Source organism: Gemmatimonadales bacterium (assembly GCA_036265815.1).
Taxonomy (GTDB): domain Bacteria; phylum Gemmatimonadota; class Gemmatimonadetes; order Gemmatimonadales; family GWC2-71-9; genus CAVVWJ01.
This window is the reverse complement of sequence record DATAOI010000044.1, coordinates 19,416-37,018: the sequence shown is the minus strand read 5'-3', so window position 1 is coordinate 37,018 and position 17,603 is coordinate 19,416. Positions and strand designations below refer to the sequence as shown.

The following is a 17,603-nucleotide window of genomic DNA, read 5'->3' as shown; positions in this document are numbered from 1 at the left end:
GCGATCGGCGCGTCCGGCCTCACGACAGGTATGACGATCGAGGAGAGGAGGCTCCCGTGTTGGCAGACAGAGACGCCATCGCCACCGTCGCGGTGAAAGACATGGAGGTTGCGAAGCGGTTCTACGAAGGCACGCTGGGTCTCAAGCCGGCTGGTGCGGACTCGGGCCCCTCGCAGCCGCTTTCGAACGCCGATGTGCGGGTATATCGGAGCGGCAAGACCAACTTCCTCGTGTACAAGTCGCAATACGCCGGGACCAACAAGGCCAACGCCGTCACCTGGGGCCTCGGCGACGACCTGGAGCGGGTCGTCCAGTCTCTCCAGGCCAAGGGAGTCGTCTTCGAGCACTATGACCTGCCCGGGCTCACCCGCAAAGGCGATGTGCACCAGTTCGGGACCTTCCGGGCGGCCTGGTTCAAGGACCCCGACGGCAACATCCTCCACATCAACAGCGGGTGAGCGGGTCGCTCTGTCGATCTCGCGCAATCCCGTTCGACGTATGGGTAGACCCGCCCGAAGGCGACCGCCGGAAGCGGCGTCCGCGAGGCGGTAGTCACGAACCGAAACCATACGGAGTCACCATGCGCTTCATGACGCTGTACAAGCCCGGCAGGGAGTCGGACGCTCCTCCAAGGGAGCAGGAGATGGCCGATATGGGACGCTTGATCGAGGACATGGCCAAGGCCGGCGTGCTCCTCGCGACCGATGGACTCCTGCCGAGCTCGAAGGGCGCTCGCGTCCGGGTCTCCGACGGTAAGTTTACCGTCACCGACGGGCCCTTCACCGAGGCCAAGGAGCTGGTCGCCGGGTATGCGATCCTCCAGGCCGGGTCGTTGCAGGAGGCGGTCGAGCTGACCAAGCGCTTTCTCACCGTGGTAGGCGAGGGTGAGAGCGAGATTCGGCAGATGTATGACGCACCGGCGTTTCAGGCCGGCCAGTCTGAGCTCGCGGCCAGCAACCGGTAACCGCCCGCGATGACCGAGGTCGGCGCGGCTCCCGAGACCGATTCAGCGGCGGCGGCTCCGGCATCGCGGCCGGCGGCTACCCCGCGCTACGATCGCTCCATCGTCGAGGGGCCGCTGGCCCGGGCGGTGTGGAGGATCGCGTGGCCCACCATGCTGACGAACGTCATCGGCGGACTGCAGGGCATCATCGACCATGTGCTCGTCGGTCATCTGGTCGGCTACACCGGTAACGCCGCGATCGGCGTCGCGTGGCAGATCGTCATCGTCGTCATCATCTTCATCAGCTCGTTGTTCACCGGGATGAGCGTGCTGGTGGCCCGATTCGCGGGCGCTGGGCAGGAAGCCAAGGTCGATCGCACCGTGTATCAGGCCTTTCTGACGGCGATCGCGATGTCGCTCCTGATCATGGCGCCGGTCGGGTACTTCCTGTCGCCCACGCTGCTCGACCTGGTCAACGCCGCCCCGGCCGTCAAGGCCGAAGCGCTGCCCTTCCTCCGGATCATGTTCCTGTTCAGCAGCGGCATGCTGGTCTTCTACATGCTCGGTGGCGCCCTGCGCTCGGCCGGAGATGCCCGGACCCCGATGATCCTCGGCGTGGCGATGACGGTGCTCAACATCGTGTTCAACGTGGTGTTGATTCGCGGCCTGGGTCCGGTGCCCCCCTTCGGCACCGCCGGCGCGGCGATGGGGACCGTGACCGCGGCGGGGCTGGTGGCCACCTACGCGCTGGTCAAGTTCTGGAAGGGCGGCTGGGTGGTCGCGTTTCCACGGGGCGGGGGTTTCGCCCCGGACTGGGACATCATCCGGTCGCTCTTCCGGTTCGGCCTGCCCACCGGGATCCAGGGCATCGCGATGAACGTCGGCGGGGTGTTCATGCTTTCGTTCATCGGCTCGGTGGCCCAGAGCGCCGCGGCGCAGGCGGCGTTCGCCATCTCGTATACCCAGCTCTTCTCGCTCATCACCTGGACTTCCATCGGCCTCATGGGCGCGGCCGCGGCAGTGGCCGGGCAGAACCTCGGCGCGGGCCATCCCGACCGGGCCGACCAGGCGGTCCACGTGGCGGCGCGGATGGGAATGGCCGGCGCCGCGTTCGTGGGACTCTTCTTTTTCTTCTTTCCGCAACAGCTCCTCGGCGTGTTCGGAATGAACCAGCCCGCGGTCGTGGAGATCGGTACCCAGCTCCTCCGCGTGCTCAGCGTCTCAGGTCTGTTCATCGCGGCGGCGCTGACCTATACCGGTGGCCTGCAGGGAACCGGCGACACCAAGAGCCCGCTCTACATCTCGATCGTCTCCCAGGTCGTGGTGCCCCTGGGGATCTGTTTCGTCATCCGGCAGACCGGGACGCTGCAGCCGCTCCACATCTGGCTGGCGATCCTGGTGGGTCACGCCACCCGCTGCGCCTTGAGCGTGGTGCGCTTCAACCAGGGTAAGTGGCGCGGTATCGCGGTCGACATCAGCCCCGGCAGCCGCTCGACCTGATCGGCTGCGGCCAGGAGACCATTCTCATGTGTAGAAACATCAGGATTCTGTTCAATTTCGACCCGCCGGTCACCGAGGAAGAGATCCTCGGGGCCTCCCTGCAGTTCGTCAGGAAGATCAGCGGGTTCACCAAGCCGTCCAGGTCGAACGAGGCCACCTTCCAGGCGGCGGTCGAGGAGATTGCCGGCGTCTCGCGCCGGCTGTTGCATTCGCTCCAATCCACTGCCCCGCCGAGGAATCGGGAGGACATGGCGGTCAAGGCGAAGGCGCGCGCCGCCCGGAGATTCGGCACTGCCGAGCCACAGCAGAGCTGAGCCTAGTCGCCGCTTGAAGCCTCGATGAGTGATCTCGCGATTCGGCACCGGCCCGCGCACCGGTGGTGACGGCTGACTCCGCCGACCCGCCTACCTTGCCGCTCGTGTCCGACACTTATTCCGTGGTTCGCGTGCACCTCATCTGCAGCACCGCTCGGCGCCGGCCCTGGATCGATCCCGAGTGGCGCGCACGGCTGTTCGCCAGCGCGAGTGCGGTCGCGGCGCGCCGCGGCGCGCAGCTCCTCTGCGCCGGCGGCACCAGGGACCATGTCCACTTCTATCTGGAGTACCCGCCCAGCCTCGCCCTCGCCGACCTGGTACACGCCATCAAGGCGAGCACCTCGCGCTGGATTCACGAGACGTTTTCACATCGGAAGGAGTTTCGCTGGCAGGCGGGATACGCGGCGTTCAGCGTCACGCCGCGCGAGGACACCGCGCTTCAGGCGTACATCCGGAACCAGGAGACCCATCATCGCGAGCTCGCGTTCCAGACCGAGTACCTGGGCATCCTCGAGCGTCACGGCATCGAGTACGATCTCCGCGATGTGATGGGCTGACGGAGGGCGCTGCACCGATTTGCGTGTGCCGCGGGTCACCGCCTCGGCAACGAGGTAGGTACATTTTGGCATATGCCAGACGTCTTCGGCCTGTACCAGCGCGCCCTCGCCCTGCCCCAACCGGCCCACCGCTCAATGCCGGAACACACACCCGTGCGGCCCACCGTCCCCGTGCGCCAGCGAATCTCGGGTGCCCATCATGTCTCAGGTGAGTTCCGAGTTCCCGAGCCGCCCTCGCTCTAACACTCGCCCCCCCACTTTTGGCTCTGGCACGGCTCCAGGCTTCGCCCCCTCACCCGCCTGGTTGGTCTGGTGCACTCAGGTACCGCGGGTATACTTGCTGGTGATCCGCAGCCACTCCTGACGAACCGGGCGTGACCTGGAGGCCGGCCTTCCCTCCGCCCAGAGATGAATGACCACTGTGTTCCGCAAGTTTCCTCAAAAAGGAGGCAATCTATGCGTGCACGTCAGCGGATTTCAGCTCGGGTAAGCAGGGGGGTTCTGTTGGCCGTTGGCTTGGCGTTTTCGGGTGCGCTCCTGGCTTTCGGCGGGACTCGCGGTGGCCCTGCGGAAACGAAAGGGAAGCTTGACGCGACGATCTTCTCCTACGACGGCACTGACTTTGTGCGCACCGAAAGTACGGTCCTCACGAAGGACGGCAAGTCTGTCGTCAACACCAAACTCGACCATGATAGCCCTGCGTACAAAGCGTTGATGGACAAGCATTCCTACACTGGAGATGCGAACGTCTTCGGTCGTGATTATCGTGCCAGCTATGCGCCGCTTACGAGTGAGGATGGCACGTTGACTGGTGCCTTGTTCGTCGGTGTGCCGAAGTAAGCGCCCTGTAAGAAGTGGACTGCACTGTCGCCGCTCGCTGAGAGGCCGAAGGGCCGGGAAGTAGCCCCGGCCCTTCTACTTCCCCCGTAATCTCGGCTTCTGTCGCCGCTCGACAATCCGTCCTTTGGTAGACTTGGCGATTTCTGCCCGCAGCCGTCCGGCCTCGGCACCCAATTCGTCGGTTCTCTTCCGGAGCTTGGCACTGTGCCGCAGCAGGCGCGCCAACTCGCTGGTTCGCTTCCTATCGCGTGACACGGGGTCCTCCAAAAAGACAGGAAGCCAGCTCCCAACGAGTCAATGTCGCCCCCGCGGGTCAGCCGAGACTGTGATCGTGCTCACGTCTGGGGGCCCTGATATTGAGATCGATCGGAATGTCCTCGTTCCCACCTGGGCCGCGATCGGCTCCCCCGTGCGTCAAGTACATACTCCTCCTAATAGTCTGCCTCCTTCTCAAGCCATTGACGAATAGTCTGCCAATTGGCAAATTGAGTTAACATTGTTTCGGAGGAGCCCGTGAGCACGCCCGCCATCGATCCCACCTCCCGCCGCATCCTCCAGCTCCTCGTCGCCGACGGTCGGGCCAGCTACCAGGCCATCGCCGATGAGGTCGGCCTCTCCCGGCCCGCCGTGATGGAGCGGGTCAAGCGGCTCGAGGAGGGCGGCTTCATCCTGGGCTATACCGCGCGTCTCGACCGGGCCAAGGTCGGTTTTCCGGTCACCGCGTTCGTCGCTGTCCGGTATCCCTCCTCGGACTCGCCCGGTCCGGAGGTCGGGGTCAAGGCGCTGGCCACCAATCCCGGCGTGCTGGAGTGCCACCACGTGGCCGGCGAAGACTGCTACGTGCTCAAAGTGGCCGCCCCCTCGCTCGAGGCGCTCGGCCAGGTGCTGCACGAGCTCAGGCAGCCTGGGCAGCCGGTGAGCACCCGCACCACCATCGTGCTCTCGTCCGTCTTCGAGAAGTCGGGCATCGCTCCCGTGGAGCTCGACTGAGATGGCAGGTCTCCGCGGCAAGGCGCTCATCGCCTACCTGCTCATGTGCACCATCTGGGGGTCCACCTACCTGTTCATCCGGATCGGCGTCGCCCACTTGCCGCCGTTCCTGTTCGCCGGGATTCGCTTCTTCATCGCCGGGCTGCTGCTGGGGGCTGGCGTGCTCGCCACCGGCGGCCGGCTCCCCAAGCGGACCCGCGACTGGCGCACACTCGCCTTCACCTCGCTCTTCCTGCTGGTCGGCGGCAACGCCATCGTCGTCTGGGCCGAGCAGTTCATGCCTTCGGGCCCGGCCAGCGTGTTTGTCGCGGCCATGCCGCTCTGGGCCGCGTTCTTCGACGCGGTCATCCCGGGCGGAAAGAGTGTTCTGACCTGGCGCATCGGCCTGGGCCTGGCGCTCGGCTTCCTGGGGAGCGCGCTGCTCGCGGGCGTCACGCCGGGCGACCTGCTCGTGGCCGATCTGCGCGGCCCCGTCTCGCTCACCCTGGCGAGCGCTTCCTGGGCATTCGGAACCGTCTACTGGAAGCGCCACCCGACCGAGACCTCGCCCTACGCGGCGGCCGCGATACAGATGGCGATATCGGGCGCCCTCTTGACCGGGATCGGTCTCGCGCTGGGTGAGTGGCCTGCCTGGCACCTGACGCCGACCGGATTCGGCGCGCTCGCCTATCTGGTGGTGTTCGGCTCGATCGTGGGATACACCGCGTACGGGTACGCCCTGAAGCACGCGTCCGCCACCATCGTGGGCACCTATGCCTACGTCAACCCGGTGGTCGCGGTCGCCCTCGGCTGGCTGATCCTCCACGAGTCGGTCACCTTCCGGACCGTGGGCGCGATGGTGCTGATCCTGGGGGCGGTGATCTGGATCCAGCTCGCTTCTCGCGCCGCCAACCTCAGCACCAGCGAAATGCGCGCGATCGGGCCCGAGGGCAGGCGCCGGTTCCCGGAGCGGGCGTGACCGGCATCGTCGCGCGCGACCGGCCTTTTGCCGACGCAGGGGAGGTCCACCGCCTGATCGAGGCGTTCGGGGATTGCAGCCTGCCGCACGGGCGGTGGACTCATCGGGCACACCTCACCGTGGCCCTCTGGTACGCGACCCACCATCCGCCGGACTGCGCGCTGGAGCTCATGCGCGAAGGCATCCACCGGCTGAACGCGTCCCACGGTCTGGTGCCCACACCCACCCGCGGGTACCACGAGACCATGACCCGTCTCTACATGCGGGTGGTCGGGCGATTCGTCCGAGACGAGATGCCCGAGGGCGATTGGGCCACCCGCGCCAACCTGCTCTTCCAGCGCTACGGCGCACGTGATCTGCCGTTCCGGTACTACAGCCAGGCACTGCTCATGTCGCCCGCCGCCCGGGCGGGATGGGTGCCACCCGATCTGGAGCCGCTCCCCTGACGCAACGAGGGCAGGCCACTTGGCCTGCCCTCGACGGTGAGCTTCGCGGGATCGTCGCCGCGGACGCGCGACTCAGCGGGTCAAGAGCGCCCGCCGGAGCTTGGTCATCCGCCGCCGCACCGAGCCGTCATGGATCCGCTCGCCCACCCGGACCACGGCGCCCCCGAGGATCTCAGGATCGACCGAGAACGACGCGAGCACCTGCTTGCCGAGCTGCTGACTCAGCTTGTCCTGGATCGAGCGCCGGAGTGCCTCATCGGCCGGCCGGGCCAGGGTGACGCCGGCACGCAGCCGGTTGAGCTTGATATCGAGCAGCTCCAGGTACTCCGTGGCGATGTCGCGGAAGAGCATCTGCCGCCCGCGCTTGACCACCGCCTGGAGGAACAGCACGAATTCCCGGGGTACACCGGCGAGCGCCGAGCCCAGCAGCCGTGCCTTGGCGGCCTTGGGCACCCTGGGCGACATCAGTGTTGCCTGTACCTGCGGCGTGGTCTCCACCGCGGCCGCCACGGCATCCATGAGCTCCGCGAACCGCTCCGTCTGCCCGGTGCGCTCGCCGAGGGCGAACAGCGCCTCGGCGTAGTTGCGGGCGATGGTGACGGACCTCAATGCTGCGACTCCAACGACGCGAGATACTCGAGCACCAGCTTCCGGTCGGTGGGCGAATCGAGCCGCTCGCCGATCAGCTTGGATGCCGCCGCGAGCGAGAGATCCACGGCCTCGCGGCGGAGCTCGGTGATCGCCCGGTCGCGCTCGGTCTGGATGTCGCGCCGCGCCCGGGCCAGCAGCTCCTCCTGCTCCTGCCTGGTCTTCTCCAGCGCGACCGCGCGCTCCTTCTCCGCCAGCGCCTTGGCCTCGGCCAGCACCGCGTGCGCCTGGGACTTGGCGCCGGCGATCAGGTTCTTGTGCTCCTCCAGCAGCGCCGCCGACTCGGCCCGGTTCCGCTCGGCCTCCGCCAGCTGTTCCTCCAGCGCCTTCTCCCGGGCCTCCACCGCGCCCAGGACCGCCGGCCAGGCGAACCGCTTGAGCACCGCCAGCAGGATCAGGAACACCACGACGGTCCAGAACATCAGGCCGCCCTCGACCGTGAGCGGGCCGGACGCGTGCTCCTCTTGTGCCGCCAATGGAGCGGCTCCGAGGAGGAGGGACATCGAGGGGAGAGCGAGCCGGAAAATCTGCGTCATGGTAACCTCGAGACGGCGGGCCATGGACCGGTGGTCCATGGCCTTGGCCGGGTACGAAACGGCTTCAGAAATTGATCTTCCCCTGAATCAGGAAGGCGATGACCGCGACGAACAGCGCGACGCCTTCCACCAGCGCGGCCGCGATGATCATCGCCGTCTGGATCCGGGCGGTTGCATCGGGCTGGCGGGCGATCCCTTCGGTGGCCGAGCCACCGATCCGGCCGATCCCGATGCCGGCGCCGACCACCGCGAGCCCGGCGGCGAGACCCGCGCCGATCAGACCATAGCCCTTGTCCGCGCCGGCCGCGGCCGCAGCCTGCAGCAGGGCGAGCATGTGCAGCATAGCGTGCTCCCTCGTTTTGGATGGGAGATGAGATTCCGCCGCGCCCGCCATGCGTGGGCCGCCTCTCCGGAGCGACCTCGTCACGGTAGCCCGCCGGCGTTCCGACCCGATGGGTCGAGAACAGCGGGCATTGTCCGCCGTTCGGCGGACTACATGCCGGCACCCGCGCGAGCGCGCGCGGGCGCCGGTCCTGCTCCCTGCCTCAGTGCTCGGCGCGCATCAGGCCGATGAACACGCTGGTCAGCAGCGTGAACACGAAGGCCTGCAGGAACGCCACGAACAGCTCCAGCAGCATCACCCCGGTGGCCAGCAGCGCGGCCGCCACCCCGACGGTATAGCTCTGGAACAGGAACGTCAGTCCGATCAGTGCCAGCACCAGCACGTGCCCCGATGTCATGTTGGCGAAGAGCCGCACCGCCAGCGCGAACGGCTTGGCCAGCTTCCCGATCAGCTCGATCGGGGTCAGGACCGCGAGCAGGACCACCTTGAGGAAGCTCCCGCCCACCCCACCCGGGAGCCCATGCGGCAGATAGAAGATGGTGCCCAGATAGCCCTTGGGTCCCAGGGCCCGCATCCCGGTCACCTCGATCACCAGGAACGCGATGATCGCGAGCGCGGCGGTGACCGTGATGTTGCCGGTGGGGGTGGCACCCCACGGAAGCAGCCCGAGGAGATTCATCGTCAGGATGAAGAAGAACAGGGTCAGCAGATACGGCGTGAACCCCTCACCGTGCGGCCCCACGTTGGGCAATACCACTTCCTGGCGGATGTACAGCGCCATGGCCTCCATCGCACCCGCGAAGCCCTTCGATGGCCGACCCCGCGCCTGCGCCGCGCTGATGGACCGCGCACTGAGTAGGAACGTCAACGCCACGATGAGCGCGGCGAGCACCATGTACACCATGTGCTTGGTGGGCGACAGGTCGAGAGACCGCGGCTCCCCGTTGGCGGCGGTGCCGAGCGGAATGGTCCATCCCTCGGGCAGGTGCCACACGCCGAACGGAGTCTCCACCTCGTGGGAGTTGCCGATGTGGTGAACGATGTCGATCTGATCGCGGGCGGCCTGCGCCTGGTTCCGCGGCGCCACCGCCTCGCGAGCCACTTCCCCGGTGGGCTCCTGGGCCATGAGCGACGCCATGGGTGCGAAGCCGGCGCCGAGCAGCGCCGCCGTCAGTCCCACCATCGCCAGACGACCGGATCGGATCATCGCTCTTCTTCTCTGCGGTACGGGTCTGCGCTACGGGTCTGCGCTACGGATGTTCCCGGGCTGCGGTGACGCCTTCTACCAGGAGCAGGGCCACCAGAACTCCCACCATCGAACCGAGCATCGGGCCGGCGCGGAGGCCGAGGACGGGAATGAGCGCGAGGCCCGCGATGCCCACCACGGTGAGCCGCACCAGGATCCCGAGTCCCCACACCAGCATGAACTCGTCCCGGCCGATGCTTCGAAGCGCCCACCAGCCGAGCGGTGTCTGCAGGATCAGGCCGGTGGCCACGCCCCAGATGACTTCCGCCCGCACCTCATCGGGTACCGCCAGCACCAGCCCTGCTCCGGCCGCGGCCACGAGGCTTACGCCGAGGAGGTAGCGGCCGGCCGTCACTCGTCGCCGTTGTCCTTGCGATTAAGGCTTCGGACCAGCGAGTACATCGTCCCACCGAACCCGACGAAAGCCGCCAGGATGGTGACGATTCCCCCGGTCCCGAGCTTCTTGTCGGCCCACTGCCCGATCAGGACGAACACCACCAGGCTCACCGCGAGCTGGATCCCGAGCCCCGCGTACCGCATCGGCCCGGGGGTTTTCCCGCCGCCCGGATCAGGGGTTTTCACGGGGCTAAGCTACCCGCTTGTGAAATATTTCGCAAGCGTTTTCCGCACCCTGAGGAGCGCCAGCGACCAAGGGATGGATCTTCTCGCAATGACAGAGTGTCGTTTCTTCGCCTCCGCCGTTGAAACACCAGGTCTGCGCCTGGCGTCCATCCTGAGACCCGGGTAATCTCCACAATACTCTCACCCACCCGACCAATCGCCGAGATCCGATGACCGCCACCCGACCCGCCGCCCAGCACGATGACGTCCAGCAGCTCGCCCGGCTGGTCGATGCCGTCGCCAAGCTGCGCCGCCAGGTGGCCCAGCGCATCGTCGGGCAGGAAGACGTGGTGGACGGGATTCTGACCGCGGTGCTGGCCGGAGGACACGCCCTGCTCATCGGCGTGCCGGGCCTGGCCAAGACCCTCATGGTCCAGACCGTGGCCGAGGCGCTCAATCTGTCGTTCAACCGGGTGCAGTTCACCCCGGACCTCATGCCCAGCGACATCACCGGCACGGACATCATCGAGGAGGACCTGACCACCGGAAAGCGCGCCTTCCGGTTCGTTCCCGGCCCGCTGTTCGCCAACATCGTGCTGGCCGACGAGATCAACCGCACGCCGCCCAAGACCCAGGCCGCGCTGCTGCAGGCCATGCAGGAGCACCAGGTCACCGCCGGTGGCACCACCTATCACCTGCCCGACCCGTTCTTCGTCCTGGCCACCCAGAATCCGATCGAGCAGGAGGGGACCTACCCCCTCCCCGAAGCGCAGCTCGACCGTTTCATGCTGGAGCTTCGGGTGGGCTACCCGAGCCGCACCGAAGAGGAGGCCATCGTGGAGCAGACCACCGGCTCCGTCCGCGCGCCGCTGGAGCCGGTCTTGGACGCGGAGTCCGTGCTGGCGATGCAGACGCTGGTGCGCCGGATCCCGGTCTCGCGGGGGCTAATCCGCTCGGCGGTCGCGCTCACCCGCATGACCCGACCGCCGGACGCGGACGCGCCGCCGTTCATCCGGGAGTACGTCGACTGGGGCGCCGGACCCCGGGCCTCGCAGTATCTGGTGCTCGGCGCCAAGGCGCGCGCGGCGATGGCCGGCCGGCCAATGGCCGATCTCGACGACGTCCGCAGCGTGGCGCCTGCCGTGCTGCGCCACCGGGTCGTCACCAACTTCGCCGCGGAGGCGGCCGATCGCACCAGCGAGGATCTGGTGCAGGAGCTGATCGGCGGCAAGGCCTGGCTGGGCAGCTCGAAATAGAGCGGCCCGGCAACTTCGCCGGGCCGTCGTTCAACCTTGCTGCTTCTGCTCTCAGCCGATCGGCGCCAGCAGAGCGCCGAACACGCCGAACGAGTCGTCGTAGTAGCTCAGAATCGTCCGCAGCGTCTCCTCCTCCTCCGCGGTCAACGTCCCCCCGTTCGCGCCGGTGATCACCGCTTCGCTGCCGCTCGAGAGCGTGATCGTGGCGAAGAGATCCCCATTCACCCGGACGGTGAAGCTGCCGTCGCCCGCGGCCACCGTACCCTGCAGCCGGATGGTGCCGTTCTCCCCCTGGATGGTGAGGTCGACGCCCACCTGGGTCTCCTGACCGCTGACCTCGCTGATCGTCGCCGTCCAGTCGAGCTCGAGATTCCGGTTGGGCACGTCCAGGCCGTAGTCGAGCTCCAGGGTGATGCCATCGGTGGTCTGGGTGAGGGCGTTCTCCAGGTTGAAGTTCGCCCGGATGGTGCCGTCGGAGGCGTAGCCGGTGACGGTGACCGATCCCGAGGAGCTGGTCCCGCTGGCGTGCACGCTGTAATCCAGATAGGTGGTGCCATTGGAGACGACGATGGCGCGGACGGCGAGGGTGCTGCTGCCGCTCTCGTCGATGAAGTCCACATAGCCGACCTCATCCAGCGGCTCGACCGGACGCAAAGTGACCGGATTGACCGCGTAGAGCAGGAAGCGCACGCCGTTGGATGGCGCGCCGGGGAGGTCGGACTGCACGTACACGTCGCTGGTCGTGTCCCACTCGTAGGTCGTGCCCAGCGCGCTGGCTGGAATCGCGGCCACCGAGGCTTGCATCCCCGACGAGGCGGGAAGCATGCGGGTCACGGCGCGGGCATATCGCTCGCGGCTGGAGCTCCCGGAGAGGGCGAGTGCGGGGGAACCGACCACGGCGGCCGAACCGCCGAGCGCGAACGCGATGTCGCTGCTGACCGCCCCATAGCTGGTAACGGCGGGTGCCTGGAAGGCGTCCTCGGCGGCGGTCAGGTCGGCGGTCGCGCCGGCAGGATTGAACTCGCTCGGCCCGTTGTCGTGAGAGCAGGCAGCGAGCAGGAGCAGCAGGCTTGCGACCACCGGGACGCGCCTTGCGGAATGCAGGACGAGCATGCGTGCGACCTCCGGAGCTGGGAGCGTGAAGGGAACCGTAACCGGTTCTGTGAGATCGGGTTGCGCGATCGTGTCGGAGCTTGCAGCACCGCCGGGTGAGACCGGCTGGGCCGACGCGGAGGTGAAGGGGCAACGGTCATGCCCGGCGGCCGGGGCCGCTGACGGAGTCGTCTCCGGCGCGCTATATTTGTGGCGTCCGGAAGGACGCTTCACCAACAGAGGCGGAGGACATGGCAGGGATCATTGTGGAGGGCGTGCTGTTCGTCGCGATGCTCGCGACGATGGCCGCCCTCCTTTTCTTTGTCCTCCGGCAGTGGACGCCGCTGGGTCTCCTGCTGCGGCAGGTCGGCAACCGCCGGCGGCTGGAGCGGGAGCTGGAGTTGGAGTGTCCCATCCACGGCCTGCAGCGGGAGGAAGAGCTGGTGCGACTGCCGTCCGGCAGCCGCATGTGTCCGGTGTGCTACAAGGAGGCGTTACATGAGTAGTGCCATGGGCGACGGCGACAGTGGCCTCAGCAGGATCGCGCGGCTGGCCGGCATCGCTCTGGGGCTGCTGGTGTTGCTGCTGTTGGGGCCGACGGCGGTGACGTACGTCAATCCGGGGCACGTCGGCATCGTGATCCATCGGACCGGCGGCGGGGTGGACCCGCGGCCGCTCGGGCCCGGCCTCCACGCGCGGAATCCGCTCACGACCGGGATCGAGGAGTATCCCACGTTCATGCAGACCCTGGTGCTGACCCGGGCCTCGAGCGAAGGGTCGAGCAACAACGACGAGATCAACGTCAACAGCGTCGAAGGCCAGCCGCTGTCGCTCGACGTGTCGATGTCGTTCGAGCTCGACCCGACCAAAGTGCCGGCGCTCTATTCCACTTTCCGGACGGACATAGGCACCATCCAGCACACCTATGTCAAGCAGGCCATCCGGCAAGCCTTACAGGAAGTGGTGGGCAACGAGGAGATCGCGGCGATCATCGGCCCCAAGAAGGCCGAAGTGACCGGCCGGGTGACCAAGTCGCTGGAGCAGCGGCTGGATCCCTACGGCATTCAGGTGAAGCAGTTCACTATCAACGAGCTGCGCGCGCCGCCAGCCGTCATCGAGGCGATCAACCAGAAGAACGTCATGCAGCAGCAGGCGCTCACGTCGCAGAACGAGCTGCAGAAGAACCAGTTCCAGGCCCAGGGCGACTCGATCAAGGCTGCCGGCCGGGCCAAGGCGATTCTGGCGGAGGCGGAGGCGCAGGCCAAGGCCAACCGGCTCCTGAGCGAGAGCATCACCCCCACGCTGGTGCAGTACGAGATGAGCAAGCGGTGGAACGGGCAGATGCCGCAGGTGACCGGCGGGGCGATGCCGATGCTGCAGTTGCCGGGGCCGGGGAAGTAGATTCGAGAGGTCTCCAGCCGCCGAAAAATGCCGCCGTCGCTACCGCCGCCCGCCCTCACCGAGGCTCTGCGCGATCACTATCTGATCGAGCGAGTGCTCGGCCGGGGCGGAATGGCAACGGTCTACCTCGCGAAAGATCTGAAGCACGACCGGCGGGTGGCGCTCAAGGTCTTGCACCCCGAGCTTGCGGCGGCGCTCGGGCCGGAGCGTTTCCAGCGCGAGATCCGCACGGCCGCCCGCCTGCAGCACCCGCACATCCTGACCGTGTTCGATTCCGGTGAGGCTGGCGCCGTCGAGCCTGGCGGTGGCCGGCTGTGGTTCACCATGCCCTATGTCGAAGGCGAGTCGCTCCGCGACCGCCTGCGCCGTGAGGGCCAACTGCCGGTCGAGGACGCTCTCCGGATCGCGGTCGAAGCGGCGAGAGGACTCGACTATGCCCACCAGCACGGCGTGATCCACCGCGACGTGAAGCCCGAGAACATTCTCCTGACCAACGATGGCAGCACGCTGGTGGCCGATTTCGGGATCGCGCGCGCGTTGGGAGTCGGTAGCGAGCAGCTCACGGAGACTGGCGTCGTGGTCGGAACTCCGGCCTACATGAGCCCCGAGCAGGCCAGCGGGGACCATTTGACCGATGCCCGCGCTGACCTGTACGCCCTCGGTTGCGTCCTCTACGAGATGCTGGCCGGGGAGCCGCCGTTCACCGGCCCCACGACGCAGGCGATCATCGCCAAACGGATGACGACCGAGGCCCCTCGCGTCCGGCTGCTACGCCCGTCGGTGCCGGAGGCGATCGAGTACGCGATTGCGAGAGCGTTGGCCCGAGCGCCGGCCGACCGATTCCGCTCGATGGCGGAGTTCGTTCGCGCGCTGGGTGAGCATACCCCAGAGCGACGACGTCGCATACGGCCGGCCGTCGTGGGCGCGGCGATCGCCGGCGTCGCGGTCGTCGCACTCATCGCGGCGACCGCCCTGGGGCTCATTCAGCGCGAATCGCTGGTGAGTGCCGGGTCGCTCGCAGCGAGCGACGAGCTCGTCCTCGCCGATTTCGCCGATCACGCCAATGACAGCTCTCTCGCGACGGCGGTCACCGAGGCCTTCCGGGTCGATTTCGCCCAGTCCCGGCTGATACGTCTGGCGAGCCCGCCACGAGTCAGAGCAGCGCTCCAACGGATGCAGCGGCCGGATACCGTGCCCCTTACGGCGGAGCGCGGGCGCGAGGTCGCGCAGCGCGAAGGCATCAAGGCGGTGCTGAGCGGCGAGGTGGCCCGCTTGGGTGAGGGCTACGTCGTCTCCGCCACCCTGGTGAGCGCCGACAGCGGGCGGGTGCTGGCAGCGGAGCGGGAGACCGCCGCGAGTGCGGCGCAGCTCATCGGCGCCGTGGATCGCCTCTCGCGCCACCTCCGGCGACGCATTGGGGAGTCGCTCCGCAGTGTTCGAGCGGAGCCGCCGCTCGAGGCGGTCACAACGGCGTCGCTAGACGCGCTCCGTCGCTACTCCCTCGGCGCCCGGGCCAGGGCGGCGGGCAGATGGGGTGATGCGCTCGCGCTCTACGAAGACGCGGTGCGTCTCGATACGGCGTTTGCCATGGCTTGGGAGCAACTGGGCCTGATTCTCTGGGATATGGATCGCGATCGTGCCAGGCAGCAGGACGCGACGTCGCGAGCCTACGCTCTGCGCGAGCGGCTCACCGAGCGGGAGCGCTACAGGATCGAGGGCCAATACGCGGACTGGGTGCTGGACGATCCGGCACAGGCGCGCGGAGCGTACCGCTCGCTCCTGGCGCTCGACTCGACCGATCCTCTCGCGCTCAAGAACCTGGGGTTGCATGCGTGGTTCGACGATGACCTCGAAGAGGCGGAAAGCATGGCCGCGCGGGCCATTCAGGTAGACTCCAACGATGTCGCTCCGTGGACCAATCTGGTTGACGCCCAGGTCTCTCGCGGCCGGATGGCGGCCGCCGAGAGCACCCTCGCTCTCTGGCGGACCCGGTTCGGCGTCAGCCCGACCTTCGAGATCCAGGTCGGGTTGATGGCGGCGGCACGGGCCCAATACGACTCGGCTGACCGCGCATTCCGGCGGGCGCTCGCCTTCCACGAGGAGGACGCCGAACGGGCGCACGCCACCCGCCTACTGGCCGATGTGGCCCGGACCCGCGGCCGGCTTCACGAGAGCGGGCAGCTCGATCGGCGCGCGGCGGAGCTCGACGGGTCACGGGCCGGGGCGCTCCGGCCGGCGCTCGATGCGACCTGGTTCGGCATCTATGTCGGAAACGGCAGGGAGGTTGCCGTGCGGCGGCTGGACAGCCTGGTCGCGAGCGATGACTTCGCCGCGACTAGCCCGATCGATCGGCCCGACGGCGTGATCGCGTTCCTCTACACCATGGCCGGGCGCCCCGACCGTGCAGCCTCGCTCCGGCAGACTGGCGAGCACAACCGGGAATCCCGCTGGTGGCGGATGGCACAGCAAGGAGCGGCAGCGCTGCAGGAAAAACTCTATCCCACGGCAGCCGAACGATTCCGCCAGGCTCGGACCATCTATTCGCACTACTGGTGGCTCCCGGAGCTCGCCACGGCCTACGATCGCGCTGGCGACGTCGATTCGGCGCTTGCGATCTATCAGCAATACCTCGCATCGACGGAAAACTTCCGTCTGGAATCGGATCCTTACAACCTCGCACCGATCCTGCGGCGCACGGGCGAGTTGTACGAAGCACGCGGAGACCAGAAGCGAGCTATGCAGGCCTACCAACGTTTTGTGGACCTGTGGCGAGATGCCGACCGTGACCTGCAACCGCAGGTGACCGAAGTTCGCCACCGGATGGCCGCACTGGCATCGGAGCGGCCGCCGTCCTGAGACGCCATCGGAATGCGACCATCACTCGCCGCCACCCTCCCGCGAATTGGGTGCAAGTCCTTGACCGTTGAGGCCTTCGGCCGATCCTCGAGAGCGACCAGTGCTGCTCTGCTCAAGAGGACCTCCGACCCCATTTCGTCACAAACCCCTCCGGTCGGATGCTCCTCTGGACGACCGGCACCGTCGGCGAATCGGCGGCGGTTGTTCGTATCCCTCCGACCGAGCCGCCGGCCTCGGTCCAGGCCGACACTCTGTTCGTTCGCAGGAGGCAGGTATGGTACGCTATGCTGGAGCAGCCAGCTCGTGGGCCGCGATGCTGGCACTGCTGGTTCAAGGGTGTGATGCGCCTTCCTCACCCGCGTCAGAGGCTGGGCAAGCCGGATCGGAGGCGTTGCCCGTAACCGCGGCCAGTCTGGTGCAGATTCCGTTCGACCCCTCCAATTTCGTCCCCCTGATCGACAATCCCTATCTACCGCAGACCCCGGGGACCGCCTACCACTATCGCAGCGAGACCCCGGATGGAGTAGAGACGAACGACGTCATCATCACCCGCGACACCAAGCAGATTCTCGGCGTCGCAGTGACGGTGGTGCACGATCAGGTCTTCCTCGATGGCGAGCTGACCGAGGATACCTTCGATTGGGAAGCCCAGGACAAGCAGGGCAACGTTTGGTACTTCGGCGAGGACTCCAAGGAGATCGAGAACGGCCAGGTCGTGAGCACCGAGGGCTCCTGGGAGGCCGGAGTCAATGGAGCTCACCCGGGGATCATCATGCTGGCCCACCCGAAGACGGGAGCCACCTATGTGCAGGAAGACGCCCCCGACGTGGCGGAAGACCGGGCCAAGGCGCTGAGCCTGAAAGCCAAGGTAGACGTTCCCTACGGCTCCTTCGATCACTGCCTCCAGACGATGGAGTGGAGCCTCCTGGAGCTGGGGGTTCGAGAGCACAAGTTCTACTGTCCCGGGACTGGCTTTGTCGAGGAGGAGCAGCCCAAGGGAGGGCGGATCGCGAGCGAGCTGGTCTCCATTACGCACTTCTGAGATGCCCGCGGTGTGCGCGCGGGTGCCGAGCGTCGACCCGGCCGTCAGCCGGTGGTGCCGTCCTTGGGTTCCAC

Annotated in this window: 21 protein-coding genes; 14 read left to right on the top strand and 7 right to left on the bottom strand. The window is 67.3% G+C overall.

Annotated elements, in window-relative coordinates:
• The first annotated feature begins 56 nt into the window (after positions 1-56).
• The 9 genes from VHR41_08375 to VHR41_08335 all read left to right on the top strand — a co-directional run bounded on the left by VHR41_08375 (position 57) and on the right by VHR41_08335 (position 6,548).
• A complete protein-coding gene (locus VHR41_08375; protein ID HEX3234200.1) occupies positions 57-458 on the top strand; it encodes a VOC family protein in 402 nt (133 codons plus the stop codon).
• A gap of 122 nt (positions 459-580) precedes the next feature.
• Entirely contained in the window at positions 581-964 is a 384-nt protein-coding gene (locus VHR41_08370) for a YciI family protein (GenBank protein HEX3234199.1), read from the top strand.
• Between the two features lie 9 nt (positions 965-973).
• Entirely contained in the window at positions 974-2,443 is a 1,470-nt protein-coding gene (locus VHR41_08365) for an MATE family efflux transporter (GenBank protein ID HEX3234198.1), read from the top strand.
• A gap of 26 nt (positions 2,444-2,469) precedes the next feature.
• Entirely contained in the window at positions 2,470-2,757 is a 288-nt protein-coding gene (locus VHR41_08360; protein ID HEX3234197.1) for a DUF2277 domain-containing protein, read from the top strand.
• Positions 2,758-2,819: 62 nt separating this feature from the next.
• Positions 2,820-3,314 carry an IS200/IS605 family transposase gene (tnpA, locus tag VHR41_08355; protein ID HEX3234196.1) on the top strand — a complete coding sequence of 165 codons (495 nt, stop codon included), beginning with the start codon at positions 2,820-2,822 and terminating at the stop codon, positions 3,312-3,314.
• Positions 3,315-3,770: 456 nt separating this feature from the next.
• A complete protein-coding gene (locus VHR41_08350; protein HEX3234195.1) occupies positions 3,771-4,154 on the top strand; it encodes a Cache 3/Cache 2 fusion domain-containing protein in 384 nt (127 codons plus the stop codon).
• A 513-nt stretch (positions 4,155-4,667) separates the two neighbouring features.
• Entirely contained in the window at positions 4,668-5,144 is a 477-nt protein-coding gene (locus VHR41_08345; GenBank protein HEX3234194.1) for an Lrp/AsnC family transcriptional regulator, read from the top strand.
• Between the two features lies 1 nt (position 5,145).
• Positions 5,146-6,102, top strand: coding sequence for an EamA family transporter (locus VHR41_08340; GenBank protein ID HEX3234193.1), 957 nt, complete (start codon positions 5,146-5,148; stop codon positions 6,100-6,102).
• Entirely contained in the window at positions 6,099-6,548 is a 450-nt protein-coding gene (locus VHR41_08335) for a hypothetical protein (GenBank protein ID HEX3234192.1), read from the top strand. The genes VHR41_08340 and VHR41_08335 overlap by 4 nt, the downstream gene beginning before the upstream one ends.
• A 72-nt stretch (positions 6,549-6,620) precedes the next feature.
• Here the strand turns inward: VHR41_08335 and atpH are convergent, their stop codons facing one another.
• The 6 genes from atpH to VHR41_08305 form a co-directional block, all read right to left on the bottom strand.
• Positions 6,621-7,157: an ATP synthase F1 subunit delta gene (gene atpH / locus VHR41_08330; protein ID HEX3234191.1), complete on the bottom strand. Its 537-nt coding sequence runs from the start codon at positions 7,155-7,157 to the stop codon at positions 6,621-6,623.
• Positions 7,154-7,732: a F0F1 ATP synthase subunit B gene (atpF, locus tag VHR41_08325; protein ID HEX3234190.1), complete on the bottom strand. Its 579-nt coding sequence runs from the start codon at positions 7,730-7,732 to the stop codon at positions 7,154-7,156. The genes atpH and atpF overlap by 4 nt, the downstream gene beginning before the upstream one ends.
• Positions 7,733-7,796: 64 nt before the next feature.
• Complete coding sequence (gene atpE / locus VHR41_08320) at positions 7,797-8,012, bottom strand: ATP synthase F0 subunit C (GenBank protein ID HEX3234189.1); 216 nt, start codon at positions 8,010-8,012, stop codon at positions 7,797-7,799.
• 265 nt (positions 8,013-8,277) lie between these two features.
• On the bottom strand, positions 8,278-9,282 hold the full coding sequence (atpB, locus tag VHR41_08315) for a F0F1 ATP synthase subunit A (protein HEX3234188.1): 1,005 nt from the start codon (positions 9,280-9,282) through the stop codon (positions 8,278-8,280).
• A gap of 43 nt (positions 9,283-9,325) precedes the next feature.
• The gene (locus tag VHR41_08310; protein HEX3234187.1) at positions 9,326-9,676 is read right to left on the bottom strand and encodes a hypothetical protein; all 351 of its coding nucleotides are present in this window, start codon (positions 9,674-9,676) and stop codon (positions 9,326-9,328) included.
• Entirely contained in the window at positions 9,673-9,903 is a 231-nt protein-coding gene (locus tag VHR41_08305) for an AtpZ/AtpI family protein (protein HEX3234186.1), read from the bottom strand. The genes VHR41_08310 and VHR41_08305 overlap by 4 nt, the downstream gene beginning before the upstream one ends.
• A gap of 209 nt (positions 9,904-10,112) precedes the next feature.
• On the opposite strand from VHR41_08305, the gene VHR41_08300 reads away from it, so the two are divergent.
• The gene (locus VHR41_08300) at positions 10,113-11,138 is read left to right on the top strand and encodes a MoxR family ATPase (protein ID HEX3234185.1); all 1,026 of its coding nucleotides are present in this window, start codon (positions 10,113-10,115) and stop codon (positions 11,136-11,138) included.
• A 51-nt stretch (positions 11,139-11,189) separates the two neighbouring features.
• Here the strand turns inward: VHR41_08300 and VHR41_08295 are convergent, their stop codons facing one another.
• Entirely contained in the window at positions 11,190-12,251 is a 1,062-nt protein-coding gene (locus VHR41_08295) for a hypothetical protein (protein HEX3234184.1), read from the bottom strand.
• Between the two features lie 230 nt (positions 12,252-12,481).
• Here VHR41_08295 and VHR41_08290 point away from each other — a divergent pair, with 230 nt between their 5' ends.
• The 4 genes from VHR41_08290 (at position 12,482) to VHR41_08275 (ending at position 17,529) form a co-directional block, all read left to right on the top strand.
• Positions 12,482-12,736, top strand: a complete 255-nt coding sequence (locus tag VHR41_08290) for a hypothetical protein (GenBank protein ID HEX3234183.1) — start codon at positions 12,482-12,484, stop codon at positions 12,734-12,736.
• Positions 12,729-13,631 (top strand): prohibitin family protein, encoded by a 903-nt coding sequence (locus tag VHR41_08285; GenBank protein ID HEX3234182.1) that lies wholly within the window; start codon positions 12,729-12,731, stop codon positions 13,629-13,631. Before VHR41_08290 ends, VHR41_08285 begins: the two co-directional genes overlap by 8 nt.
• A gap of 27 nt (positions 13,632-13,658) precedes the next feature.
• Positions 13,659-16,487, top strand: a complete 2,829-nt coding sequence (locus tag VHR41_08280) for a protein kinase (protein ID HEX3234181.1) — start codon at positions 13,659-13,661, stop codon at positions 16,485-16,487.
• Positions 16,488-16,878: 391 nt separating this feature from the next.
• Positions 16,879-17,529, top strand: coding sequence for a hypothetical protein (locus tag VHR41_08275; GenBank protein HEX3234180.1), 651 nt, complete (start codon positions 16,879-16,881; stop codon positions 17,527-17,529).
• Positions 17,530-17,603 lie beyond the last annotated feature (74 nt).